The sequence below is a fragment of the Flavobacterium sp. SP2 genome (genome assembly GCF_057626655.1).
Map to the genome: position 1 here is coordinate 213893 of NZ_JBVHBT010000006.1, position 12849 is coordinate 226741.

Consider the following 12849-nt stretch of genomic DNA (forward strand, 5'->3'; position numbering starts at 1 on the left):
ATAGTATATTTTTAAAAATTAACTTTAAATCCGAAATTTAAGTTTTTCATTTCCTGCAAATTTGTATTGATATTGTTGTCTTTTAAATCAAGATATTGTAAATGATCTAATGCTTCTAGTTTTGGCACTTCAACAAGTTTATTTTTATTTAAGTATAGATTTTCTAAGTTCTTAAATTTTAAAATTTCAGAAGGTAAAATGGTGAGATTATCTTCTTCCAAATGCAACGATTTTAACTTTGGAAGTTGAGTTAAAATTGAAAGTGTTGCTGGTAAATCGATATTTTTTTCGTTGTTTAAGTACAACTCTTCTAAGTTTACCAATGCGCTAAATTCTTTTGGCAATGTTTTAAAATCATTACCACTAATATCTAAATATTTAATCTTTTTTAAATTAACTATACCCACTGGTAACTCAAGTAAATGGTCGTTTTTTAAAGTTAATTTTTCTAGATTTATAAACTTCGCCCATTCTGCATTAGTAAGATTAATTTGTTGGTTACTTAAATTTAATTTGTATACTTTTTCTGGATTTTTTAATGCTTCTTGCAACGAGGTAAATTCTTTTTCTTGACCAATAACTTGGCTAAACAGAATGTTTGTTAAGAACAATAGGAACACAGTAATTAGGTATTTATTTTTCATAACACTATTTTTTAATTTTTATACAAAATTAAGTGCATTTTCGATAGTAATACTATCAATAAAGAAACTTTAACTTTTAATTATAATTTGAGCCAAAAAAAAGAGACTCATTTTACTGAATCTCTTTTCGTTTAAATTACTATAGATTATAATAATGAATGTTGCGTCATGACTGTTGGTTTTTCAATTCCCATTAATTCTAAAATGGTTGGAGCAATATCTCCCAAAACGCCATCATGAATAGTCTTTAAATCTTTATCCACCAATATAATCGGAACTGGATTGGTTGTGTGTGCGGTGTTGGGCGAACCATCAGGATTAATCATGGTTTCACAATTTCCGTGATCGGCAATTACAATAGTAGTGTAATCATTTGCCAAAGCGGCTTCTATAACTTCCTTTACACAAGTATCTACTGCTTCACAAGCCTTAATTGCCGCAGCCATAACTCCAGTGTGACCAACCATATCACCGTTTGCAAAATTCAAACAAACGAAGTCTACTTCTCTTTTATAAAGTTCAGGAACCAAAGCATCTTTCAATTCGAAAGCGCTCATTTCAGGTTGCAAATCGTAAGTTGCTACTTTTGGTGAATTTCTTAATATTCTAGTTTCTCCCTCAAATGGCACTTCTCTTCCACCAGAAAAGAAAAAAGTTACATGTGGATACTTTTCGGTTTCAGCTATCCTAATTTGTTTTTTTCCAGCTTTTTCTAGTACCTCTCCAAGTGTTTCAGTAATATTATCTTTATCATAAATTACATGAACATTCTTGTAGGTATCGTCATAATTAGTCATTGTTACATAATACAAATTCAATTTGTGCATGTTTTGCTCATGACAATCATATTGCGATAAAACTTCGGTAAGTTCACGACCACGATCGGTTCTAAAATTGAAAAACACGACTACATCTTCTTCTTCAATTGTAGCAATGTTGTTATCAAACTCATCAACCATAACAATTGGATCGATGAATTCGTCGGTAATTTCTTGATCATAACTCGCTTGAATTTCTTCGGCTATGTTATGGCATTTTTTACCTTTCCCATTAACTAATAAATCGTAAGCTAGTTTTACTCGTTCCCAACGTCGGTCTCTATCCATCGAGTAATATCTTCCAATTACTGACGCTAATTTAGCTTTAGATTTTGACAAATGATATTCTAAATCTTGTAAATAAGTTTTTCCAGATTTTGGATCCACATCACGACCATCGGTAAACGCATGAACATACACTTTTTCTAATCCAAATTCAGAAGCCGCATCTAGCAAAGAATATAAATGTGAAGTATGAGAATGCACACCACCGTTAGATAAAAGTCCTAAAAAATGAACCTTCTTATTATTTGCTTTAGCATATTGAAACGCGTCAACTAATGGTTTTTCGGTTTTTAAAGTATCGAATTGAACTGCCAAATTGATGCGAGCTAAGTCTTGATATACAATTCGTCCAGCACCAAGATTCATGTGGCCGACTTCAGAATTACCCATTTGTCCTTCTGGTAAACCCACATTTAAACCGTCGGTACGAAGTTGAGCACTCGGAAAATTATCGTATAAACTATTGATAAACGGTACATTGGCATTGTCTATAGCAGATACTTTTGGATCGGGCGATTTTCCCCAACCGTCAAGTATCATTAGAATTACTTTTTTGTTCATTGTATAAAATATTTACTACAAAGATACTCCATTTACGAAGAGTAAATCAAACACGAAAAGCAAAATTGAGGATAAAAAAATATCCGATTGATAATAATCGGATATTTTAAAGTTTGGTTTAAAAATTTATCGTTTTAATGAATTATAATCAATAAAGTAACGAATACTTACCGATAAAACGTGGTCTAAATTATCTTGATTGACCACATTTCTAAAATTTTTTGAAATATCTTTATCAAAATTTCTTTCAAATAATGACGCGTTGTTTCGGTACAATACTGATATTTGACTTCCTGGTGCAAACCACCATGAGTAAGATAAATCTAAATTCCATGTATTTAAATTGGAGTTTTTGTTCTCTTGATAGACTGTATTTGTTTGTACTGAGCCATTATCTTGTAAATCCAGAATTTCATTATTAATAGCATAACTCATGTAATGACGAACAGATAAATTGAGGTTCATCACATTATTCAATGTGAATTTTCCGGAAACAGTATTGGTATAGGTATTTCTATTTCTTCTTGCAAGAATGGCGTTACCATTGTCATCAAAATCAATCCAACCAATATTATTTACTTGTCTATTAAATCGAAAACTATAAACCAGCGACAGTTTATCAGAAAATCGGTATCTTGGACTTACAAAAAAATTGAAATTTATTCGGTTTTTTTCGTTAATAAAAACTATCGACGGATTTAAATCTAATGCAAATTTTCTATTGTAATTGGATGAAAAATAGTAGTACATTCCGATATTTCTTGGTACGATAAGATATTTTTCATCATTATCCGACCTCGGTTCATAAAAATCATGAACATCGGTAAGTCTACCATTAATTCCATAACCATGGTAATCGTTCTTCTTGGTCGTAGTGTTTATATCTAGACTTACACTGCTTTCTTGTATTTTTCCAGTACGATTATCAAATTCGAAATAGTTATTTTGAAAGATACTAAAACTATTAAAAGTCTTGCTTGGATTTAAGATTCGGTAACTTGAATTGGTATATAAAGCGTGGTAATGTGTTTGAAAATTTATTCCTAAATCATTGTTATCCCAACCGGTAGAAACATATTGTCCACCACCGCCAAATCGGTACTTTCCACTAGTTTCACCAAAATTTAATGACGTATTGAAACCTTTTTTATTTGGAAGATTTCCAAATTCGTTAATGTAACTGTATTTATAATCACCCGATAAGTTGTAGGTATTCTTCTTGGTATTCAAATCGAATAAGGCTGCTGAAACATTGGCATCCCGAAATTGATTGTTTCGAGTTACATTAGTATTAATAAAGGAAACCGAAGAATTTTTACGAAATCGTTGGTCTAGTACAAAAACATTATAATTAGCGAGTGGTTCAATAACTTGACTTCTAGTATCACCAGTTACCGTGTTTTTTATAGAAGCCTCGGTTTTATCGGTAACTGCATTTAAAACTCCAATTCCAAGTCCGCCTTTGGTTCTACCCGAGACTTTTAATGCATTTAGCAAATTAACCTTAGCTGGATTTTCGATGAAGGTTTCGTCTTCAGAAATTTCGGCAGCCGTTGATGGACTTCCGCCAATTCGCCTGGAATACACTAAATTTCCTTTACTAAATAATTCGGTTCCTTCGGTAAAAAACGGACGGTTTTCTGCAAATTGTTGCTCGAACGGACCAAGATTTAGTTCTACATTATCAAAAGCTGTTTGACCAAAATCGGGAACCAAAATAGCATCTAAGGTAAAGGCATCATTAATTCCATATTTTATATCCAAACCACCTTTGAATTCGCCTTTGGTTTTTTGATTGTCGTTTCCGTTCAGGTAAAATGAAGAATAGGGAATTAAAAATAGTCTTGTTGGAGTTTTTATGTTTTCTATACCTTCTAAAATTCCAGCTTGATTACTTTCTGAACCAATTTTATTGTCAATTAAATTCCATGTATATTGTTGACGATCGCGTTGTAACTCTCTATAAAAGTTTAATCCCCAAGTTTGCTTATTCTCTGAAGAAAATCGCAATGCAGCATACGGAATCTTCATTTCCACAACCCAACCTTCGTTTGTTATTGCTACTTTACTATCCCAAATTGCGTTGAACGAAAGGTCTTCTCCGAACGATTCTGTGTATAAAATGTCTTGTTGTACTCCAGCAGAACTTACAAAAAATCGAAATTCTTGCTGACCATCGTTATATCCATTTAGAAAAACCCCAAAATGTTCGGCAGTAGCAAAGTTATCACGTAAAGTTAATTCTTTAGTTATTTTGGAAGGTTCGTTGTCGTGAAGAATTGCCGCAATATAAATGGCATCATTATCGTATAAAACTCGTACTTCTGTATCTTTCTCAATTGCTGCATGCTTTCCATTATCGGGAGAAATCATAAAAAAATTGGAGGCAATTGCAGCTGTTTTCCAAGACGCTTCATCAAATTTTGCATCGATAACAATTTTTTCAGTTGTAAACTGGGTTGTCAACGATTTTTTTTGAGAAAATCCGTCAAAGTAAAACAGTAAAATTACAATGGTAGTAAGACTTTGTACTTTATTCATTTATTCTTTTGTTAATTAGGCAAATATAATTTTTTATCTAGAATATGGCAATTGAAATTGTAATAGTATTCTTATTTAAGATTACTTTAAGTTAAAAAAGGTATAAATACGTGAAATTAATCTTACAAAAAATAGAACAAATTAGCTTTATAGCGTTAAAATTTGTATTTAATCGATACATTTAACATAGGTATTAGATGAAAACATTTGATTACCAATTATATTTGCCATCCTTACTTTTAATTTAACGCAATTATACAATAATGGAGTATTTTAAATATCTATACGTTTTAATCTTTGCATTTTCTTCTTATGTTCCATCGACAAATAAAGAAACGCAATTTTCAGATAATATTGCAAATAGTGCGGCTAGCAAGCTAACGGCAACCTACAACAAACTAAACACTAATAACTTAAAAGCTCCAAATTTTGAAAGTTTTTCAAAAGCTATAGAAGGATATAATTTATTGAAAATAAGTGGTAAAATAAAAAATAATATTTTGACCCTAGTAGATTTTAGTTTGAGTTCTACCGAAAAAAGACTGTGGGTAATTGACATGAATCAAAACAAAGTTTTATTTCATTCGTTAGTCGCTCATGGGCAAAATTCGGGCGAAGAATATGCTAACCATTTTTCAAATGAAAATAATTCTTTTCAAAGTAGCTTGGGATTTTTTACCACAGCAGAAGTCTATCATGGCATTCACGGATTATCGTTAAAACTGGATGGTTTAGAAAAAGGCATCAACGACAAGGCGAGACAACGGTCAATTGTTATACATGGAGCTGATTATGTTTCTGAAGATTTTATAAAAAACCACAACCGATTGGGAAGAAGTCAAGGTTGCCCAGCATTACCAATTGAGTTGAGTAAAAAAATTATAGAAACAATCAAAGATAAATCGTGCCTGTTCATTTATGCGCCTAACGAAAACTACAATTCTAGAACGAAGCTAGTATCTTAGTTTGGCAAAAACATCATGATCTAAACAATAAATATCTTCTCTAAATTGAAGAATACCATTTTCTTCCCACGCTGTCCAATACAATTGATGAATTAAAATCGTTTCGGGTACTTTGACTACAATTGTTTTCAGTTCGGGTTTTGGAAAAACTTTCGGGACAATTATTAAATCTGGATTTTTGGCTAGTAACTTAGCATTTTTTAATTCTATTTTTTTCTCTTTCTCGCGTTTTAATTTATTATAATAATTGATATCTGTAGTATCTTTTATTCGTTTTAAAGACCATTTTACAGTATCATTTAATATGTAAGCTGCCATTTCTAAGGGTTTTTCCATTCGAACACAACCAGAACTTAACGAACGCTTGGTAAATTCAAAATAATCCCGGTGGTTGGTGTCATGCAAGTAAACCGAAAATTTATTCGGAAAGTTTATTTTCATCGAACCTAAAGAGTTATTTCTACTCGGATTTTGGACATATTTGTATTTCCAAGCATCTTTTATCGTCCAAGAATACGGACTGACTTCATTATTTTTTCTATCAAATATTTTAAGCCCTTTTTTTCTAAAAACATCTGGATTTTTTATGGCATCTGGATAAATATCTTCTTTCAATATCGTTGGAGGAACAGTCCAATTTGGATTCAAATTGATATTGGATATTTTCGATTCTAAAACCGGTGTTCTCCTAGTATCTTTACCAACTACAACGCGTTGAATTTGCATGGTATCTTTATCTTTTATAGCAACCAATTTATAATCTGGAATATTGATCAATAAATAATGAGTTCCAAAATCATTAGCAAACCAACGCCAACGCTCTAAATTGGCAATTACTTGCTCGATGCGCATACTTTTACTGAAATTTAAAGCTTCAAGAGTTGCTTTTCCAATAACTCCGTCTGGATTCAAACCATGTCTTTTTTGGAAAAATTTCATTGATTTAACTGTAGCAGCATCATAAACAGAAGTAATGGTATCTTGAAATTCTAAGTCGCGCCAATACATAAGTCGCCTCTTAATTATTGGTACTACTTTATTTTTTTTATTGACAATAATTTTAGACTTTAACTCAATAAAAGGCAGCGTATCGTCTGAAAATTCACGTAAAATTTTCAAGCTATTCTTTAACTTCTTATAAACAGCATGTTGCGGTTTTGCATTTTCAAATTCAGACTTTAAATCATTATTTTCAAAACCTTTAAACAGGAAGGAGTTAACATCAATTTCTTTTTCTTTCAAATCCCAATCTCGGTAAACATCACTAGGTTTAATTTTACCTTTACTAACATGAGACAAATACTTTTGACAATTTAATGTTAGAAGTATATCGTAGTGTATTAGTGTAGAATCGGCAATGTCATCATAATTATCTTCTAACAGTTGTAATGTTTTATAACCATAATCTTGAGATTCTAAACCATCCAATTCTGCATTTTTAAATTCATCAATAATTTGACTTCTAAGATTTTTAGATTGCCAAACGGTTTTATAATTGAATTTTTTATAAAACGATACTAAATCAGAATTTTTAAAGCTGTTGATATAAGTAGAGTCAACATCTAAATCATTAGAATCGAAAATTGAATTAATTGTAATAATAGAGGCATTGGAAGAAGATTTCTCTGAAAAATCGTTCTTACAACTTACTAAGATTATGATAAGAAATGGTAAGTATAATTTACTCATAGGCTTGCAATCAATTCTTTTTTCATCACATAATGAGTGCCAACATCTTTTATGTTAAAAGCATCACCCACCACATTATAATTCATTTTTTTATAAAACAAAACTGCAGTTTCTCTTGCGTTAAACCAAATCAGTTCGGCATTTTGAGATGCGCAGTAACCTTCGCAATGAACTAGCAAATCGTGGCCAAAACCTTTTTTCTGAAACTGATCTAAAACTGCCATTCCGCGAATCTGATATTGATTTTGAGAATTAAAAATACTATTATTATTTTTAAAAACGGATACAACTGCCGTTAATTTTTCATCAATAAATAGTCCGAAATGTTTCGTAAAAGGCAAATTATCACCTTCAAAACTACATGTTTTAATAGGTTTTCCTTTTCTTAAAACAGGATGTCTCACCTCAAAAGTGTCTATTGCTGCTATTTCTAAAATTTTTTTCATATTTTTTTCGGACTGCAAAGAAACGATAACAAATTAGAAATAAAACTTTTAGACTTAAAAAAAATTGTAAAATATTTATTACATTATTTTTTTTCAAAAAAAAGTTTGCAGAAAACAAAAGTAGTGTTATATTTGCACTCACAAATGCGGAAGTAGCTCAGTTGGTAGAGCTCCAGCCTTCCAAGCTGGTTGTCGCGAGTTCGAGCCTCGTCTTCCGCTCTGCAAAAAGCCTCAAATCGTATTTGAGGCTTTTTTATTTTATCTAAAATTCTAAAGTAACGTTTTCAAATCGGTTTCAGTTGCGATTTCAATTGGCTTTTCATTTGGCTTGAACCATCTAGCAGTTAAAGTTCCTTTTAAAATTATTTGCTCTCCTTTTACAGCCAACCAACTTCCTTCTCTTAATCCAAGAACTGGTGTAGCATTAAATGCATGAAACTCTCTAATTCTTGTTTCTCTAGTTTCACCCATATGTTTACTTTGCAAATCAGCATCAAGGTAATGTGGGTTTAAATTAAAAGGAATTGCATTTAAGGTGTCAAAACTTGGCGGATATACAATTGGCATATCATTGGTAGTTTGCATAGAAATTCCCGTTATATTACTTCCAGCGCTTGTACCCAAATAAGGAGTTCCAGATGAAACAACATCTGCCAAAACTTTCATAACATTAGTACGATACAATTGTGTAACTAATAAAAAAGTGTTTCCGCCACCAGTAAAAATTCCTTGAGCATTCTTTAAAGCAGCAACAGGATTTTCAAATTCGTGTAAACCCACTACTTTTTTATTAATTTTTAAAAATGCTTCACTTACTTTTTGGGTATATTGGCTGTGCGAAATCCCACCAGGTTGCGCATAAGGAATAAATACTATAGTGTCGCAATTATCAAAGTGAAGTTCTAGTTCTGGCAATAAATAATCTAGATATTCGCCACCGTAAAGAGTAGAGGTACTTGCAATAATTAAGTTTTTCATGATTCTATTTTTGAGCCACGAATTTAAAACTAATAATTAACATAATTTTACAATTGCATTGGCTAATTTTTTGGACGACATTCAAATACATTTACTCACATCTAATCAATCGAAATTTATTTTGCAAAACGTTACAATTCGTCTCTTCTTTTTGTTGATTTTCCAAATATCCTTTGGTCAGCAAACTGTTGTAAAAAATTTAAAAGGAAAAATAACCTCAAATGCATCCGATTTAGAAGGAATTTATATTGCTAATTTAAAAAGCAACGAAGCCACTCTTACCGATAAAAACGGCTATTTTGCCATCAACGCAAGTGTTGGCGACACCCTACTATTCTCAGCTTTACAATTTGTTGGCTTAAAAAAAGAATTACAAAAAGAAGATTTTGAACAACAATTATTTTTTGTAAAACTAGAAACAATGGTCAATGTTTTGGATGAAATCAAAATTAATCAATACAAAAACATCAATGCAGTTTCTCTTGGTTTGGTTCCGAAAAATCAAAAACAATACACACCAGCAGAACGAAGATTGCGAAGTGCTGGAGAATTTAAATGGTACAGTCCATTACTAATTCCCTTAGGCGGAATGGGTGTTGACGGATTACTGAACGCCATTAGCGGCAGGAAATCACAACTAAAAAAAGAACTACAAATTGAAAAGAAAGAATTTTTAATAGTAAAAATAGAAAACACGTTCCAAGACAATCATTTTACAGACGTTCTAAAAATACCAGCCGAATATGTAAACGGATTTAAGTTTTACATTGTTGAAGATGAAAAATTTGTGGCGGCAATGAATAATAACAATAAAACAATGGCTACCTTTTTAATGGGAGAATTAGCGGTTGAATATTTAAAAATAATCAAAGAATAATTTGATTATTTTTGACTTTATGAATTCACAACTAAAAAAAGATTATTTCAAACAAACACCAATGATTAAAAAGCTACACCATATGTCTCCGCTAAAAAACAAATTTTAAACAGATGAAAAGAAAATTTCAAACGCTTGTTTTATTTGTACTATTTGTATCATTAAGTTCTTTTGTGGCGCATAAATTTTACGTTTCTATTTATCAAATAAATTATGTGCCTCAAAAAAAGATGCTTCAAATTACTTCTCGCATATTTATCGATGACATGAATGATGCTTTAGAGAAAAAATTTAACAAAAAAACATTTGTTGGCACCGATAGAGAGACTGAAAATGATGTTGTTCTCATGAAAAAATATCTTGCAGAAAAATTTATTTTAAAAGTAAATGGTACTGCAAAACCTATAAATTTTTTAAGTAAGGAAATAGAAGCCAATGTAATTGTATGTTATTATTCAATCAAAGAAATCCCTAAAATTACAACGTTAAGTATTGAAAATAGTGCTTTATTAGAGGTGAATGAAGAACAACAAAATATAATTCAAGCCAATATAACTGGCGAAAAGCAAAGCTTATTGCTTACAGCAGACAATTATAAAGGAATGTTAAAATAAACTCTTGTTATTTTAGTTAAATAAAAATAAGTACTTTTATAGCTTGAATTAACTGTAAATTATGAAATCGCCAGTATCAACAAGTTTGTTATAAACAAATTTCGATAGTTTAAAGGCGATATCATATTTCCTTATAAAAAATATAAATATAAACAGATGAAAATAAGTTTGTCAATAGTAAAATTAGGTTTATTTTTAATTTCGGTGAGTGTTTTAGCACAAGAGAAGCCAAAACCTACACCACAGAGCGAAAAAAATCCTGATAAATTTAAACAAATGTACGATTTGTTGGCAACACCAAATATGTATAGAACTGCATCAGGCGCACCTGGTCCAGAATATTATCAACAGCAAGCCGATTATAAAATTGACATTGAACTAGACGATAAAAATACCAAACTTTACGGTAAAGAAACTATAACGTATACCAACAACGCTAAAGAATCTTTAGATTACCTTTGGGTTCAATTGGATCAAAATCAGCAATCGAGAAAATCGTTAACACCATTAGTTTCAAGTAACAAAACCGATCCTGCTGCAGGAGTTCAATCGTTTTCAAGAACCTATCTTGAAGAAGATTTTGATGGTGGATTCAATCTTGATTATGTAAACGATTCAAAAGGTTCGCCATTAAAATACACGGTAAACCAAACCATGATGCGTGTAGAATTGCCAAAACCACTAAAAAAAGGTGAGAAATTTGTGTTCTCAATCAAATGGTGGTACAACATCAACAACTATTTAATTGACGGAGGTCGATCTGGCTATGAAAAGTTTGATAAAGACGGTAACAATCTATATGTATTGGCGCAGTTTTATCCAAGAATGGCGGTGTACAACGATGTCGAAGGTTGGCAAAATATGCAATTTTGGGGTTCAGGAGAATTTGCTTTACCATTCGGAAATTTTGAGGTAAACATTACTGTTCCTGCCGACCATATTCTTGAAGCTACTGGAACATTATTGAACCGAAATGAAGTTTTTACACCCGCACAAGTAGCACGTTATGCGCAAGCAGAAAAGAGTTTTGACAAACCTGTTATTATTGTTACACAAGCCGAAGCTGAAGCTGCAGAAAAAGGATTTTCTGACAAGAAAAAAACATGGAAATTTAAAGCTGAAAATGTTCGTGATTTTGGAATCTCGACTTCTAGAAAATTCATTTATGATGCCATGGCGGTAAAACTTGGCAACAAAACGGCAATGGCAATTTCGTTATATCCAAAAGAAGGAAATCCGTTATGGGAAGAATATTCTACTAGAATGGTAGCTCATACCTTAAAAAGTTATTCTCAATATACATTTGATTACCCTTATCCAAAAGCAATTTCAATCAATGCGAAAGATCAAGGAATGGAATACCCAATGATTTGTTGGAATTATGGTCGTCCTGATGAAACTGGAAAATATACAGATCAAACTAAATACGGTATGCTTGGAGTAATCTGTCATGAAGTAGGACACAATTATTTTCCTATGATTGTAAACTCTGATGAACGCCAATGGACATGGATGGACGAAGGATTGAATTCATTTTTAGAATTTCTTGCAGAGCAAACCTTTGACCCAAATTTCCCAACGCGTCGCGGACCAGCCAAAAATATTATTCCATACATGAGCGGTGATCAAAAAGGTTTAGAACCTATTATGTCCAACTCAGAAAGCATTCGCCAGTTTGGAAACAATGCTTATGGAAAACCGGCTACCGCTTTAAACATACTTCGTGAAACCGTAATGGGTCATGAATTGTTTGACTATGCATTCAAAACCTATGCCAACAGATGGAAATTCAAACATCCAACTCCAGAAGACTTTTTTAGAACTATGGAAGATGCTTCTGCCGTTGATTTAGATTGGTTTTGGAGAGGTTGGTTTTACACTACCGACTATAATGATATCGGTATAAAAGAAGTTAAAAAATACTTCGTAAGCAACGAACCTTCTAAAGAAGTTGCCGAGTTCATGAAAACCAGAAGACGCCGTGATTCGAATCCTGGTGCAATGGTATACATGATTGCCGATGGTAGTGAAGACTACAAAACAGAAATGAACAAGCCATTTAAAATTTCAGATTACAAAGCGCTAGATGACTATGTAAATCAAAATTTTACAGCAGAAGAAAAAGCAAAATTAAAACAACCAAAATACTTCTACCAAGTAACATTTGATAAACCAGGAGGTTTGGTTATGCCGATTATTGTTGAACTTACTTATGAAGATGGTACTTCAGAAATTCAAAAATTCCCAGCTCAAATATGGCGTATGAACGATAAAGAAGTTAGCCGAACATTTGCGACTGATAAAGCGGTAACTAAAATTGTGATTGACCCAAAATTGGAAACTGCCGATATTGATGTTACCAATAATACTTGGCCAAAAAGCGAAGTGAAATCCAAATTTGATTAAAATAAATTACATTTATAAACAATTT

The 12849-nt window shown here is 31.8% G+C and carries 10 protein-coding genes and 1 tRNA gene; 5 read left to right on the forward strand and 6 right to left on the reverse strand.

All coding sequences use genetic code 11. The annotated features are described in order from the left end of the window. Positions 1-11: 11 nt before the first annotated feature. From ACZ098_RS13540 to ACZ098_RS13550, 3 genes are all read right to left on the reverse strand, one after another. Complete coding sequence (locus ACZ098_RS13540; RefSeq protein ID WP_487312289.1) at positions 12-644, reverse strand: leucine-rich repeat domain-containing protein; 633 nt, start codon at positions 642-644, stop codon at positions 12-14. A gap of 146 nt (positions 645-790) precedes the next feature. Further along, complete coding sequence (gene gpmI / locus ACZ098_RS13545) at positions 791-2308, reverse strand: 2,3-bisphosphoglycerate-independent phosphoglycerate mutase (protein WP_487312290.1); 1518 nt, start codon at positions 2306-2308, stop codon at positions 791-793. A 126-nt stretch (positions 2309-2434) separates the two neighbouring features. Then, positions 2435-4849 (reverse strand): DUF5916 domain-containing protein, encoded by a 2415-nt coding sequence (locus ACZ098_RS13550; protein ID WP_487312291.1) that lies wholly within the window; start codon positions 4847-4849, stop codon positions 2435-2437. A gap of 263 nt (positions 4850-5112) precedes the next feature. Here ACZ098_RS13550 and ACZ098_RS13555 point away from each other — a divergent pair, with 263 nt between their 5' ends. After that, positions 5113-5814 (forward strand): murein L,D-transpeptidase catalytic domain family protein, encoded by a 702-nt coding sequence (locus ACZ098_RS13555; protein WP_487312292.1) that lies wholly within the window; start codon positions 5113-5115, stop codon positions 5812-5814. On the opposite strand, the gene ACZ098_RS13560 is transcribed toward ACZ098_RS13555, so the two are convergent. Then, a complete protein-coding gene (locus ACZ098_RS13560; protein ID WP_487312293.1) occupies positions 5803-7503 on the reverse strand; it encodes a L,D-transpeptidase family protein in 1701 nt (566 codons plus the stop codon). The genes ACZ098_RS13555 and ACZ098_RS13560 overlap by 12 nt on opposite strands. After that, positions 7500-7949: a GNAT family N-acetyltransferase gene (locus ACZ098_RS13565; protein ID WP_487312294.1), complete on the reverse strand. Its 450-nt coding sequence runs from the start codon at positions 7947-7949 to the stop codon at positions 7500-7502. The genes ACZ098_RS13560 and ACZ098_RS13565 overlap by 4 nt, the downstream gene beginning before the upstream one ends. Positions 7950-8095: 146 nt before the next feature. On the opposite strand from ACZ098_RS13565, the gene ACZ098_RS13570 reads away from it, so the two are divergent. Then, positions 8096-8168 (forward strand) — tRNA-Gly (locus ACZ098_RS13570). Positions 8169-8219: 51 nt separating this feature from the next. Here ACZ098_RS13570 and pepE read toward each other — a convergent pair. Then, positions 8220-8927: a dipeptidase PepE gene (gene pepE / locus ACZ098_RS13575; protein WP_487312295.1), complete on the reverse strand. Its 708-nt coding sequence runs from the start codon at positions 8925-8927 to the stop codon at positions 8220-8222. A 121-nt stretch (positions 8928-9048) separates the two neighbouring features. Here pepE and ACZ098_RS13580 point away from each other — a divergent pair, with 121 nt between their 5' ends. The 3 genes from ACZ098_RS13580 (at position 9049) to ACZ098_RS13590 (ending at position 12824) form a co-directional block, all read left to right on the forward strand. After that, on the forward strand, positions 9049-9804 hold the full coding sequence (locus tag ACZ098_RS13580; protein WP_487312296.1) for a hypothetical protein: 756 nt from the start codon (positions 9049-9051) through the stop codon (positions 9802-9804). 113 nt (positions 9805-9917) lie between these two features. Next, positions 9918-10418, forward strand: coding sequence for a DUF6702 family protein (locus ACZ098_RS13585; protein WP_487312297.1), 501 nt, complete (start codon positions 9918-9920; stop codon positions 10416-10418). Between the two features lie 156 nt (positions 10419-10574). Beyond that, a complete protein-coding gene (locus ACZ098_RS13590; RefSeq protein WP_487312298.1) occupies positions 10575-12824 on the forward strand; it encodes a M1 family metallopeptidase in 2250 nt (749 codons plus the stop codon). The last annotated feature ends 25 nt before the right edge of the window (positions 12825-12849 follow it).

Coding starts and splice junctions, on each gene's coding strand:
- ACZ098_RS13540 (WP_487312289.1), bottom strand. CDS start 644: ATGAAAAATAAATACCTAATTACTGTGTTCCTATTGTTCTTAACAAAC.
- gpmI (WP_487312290.1), bottom strand. CDS start 2,308: ATGAACAAAAAAGTAATTCTAATGATACTTGACGGTTGGGGAAAATCG.
- ACZ098_RS13550 (WP_487312291.1), bottom strand. CDS start 4,849: ATGAATAAAGTACAAAGTCTTACTACCATTGTAATTTTACTGTTTTAC.
- ACZ098_RS13555 (WP_487312292.1), top strand. CDS start 5,113: ATGGAGTATTTTAAATATCTATACGTTTTAATCTTTGCATTTTCTTCT.
- ACZ098_RS13560 (WP_487312293.1), bottom strand. CDS start 7,503: ATGAGTAAATTATACTTACCATTTCTTATCATAATCTTAGTAAGTTGT.
- ACZ098_RS13565 (WP_487312294.1), bottom strand. CDS start 7,949: ATGAAAAAAATTTTAGAAATAGCAGCAATAGACACTTTTGAGGTGAGA.
- pepE (WP_487312295.1), bottom strand. CDS start 8,927: ATGAAAAACTTAATTATTGCAAGTACCTCTACTCTTTACGGTGGCGAA.
- ACZ098_RS13585 (WP_487312297.1), top strand. CDS start 9,918: ATGAAAAGAAAATTTCAAACGCTTGTTTTATTTGTACTATTTGTATCA.
- ACZ098_RS13590 (WP_487312298.1), top strand. CDS start 10,575: ATGAAAATAAGTTTGTCAATAGTAAAATTAGGTTTATTTTTAATTTCG.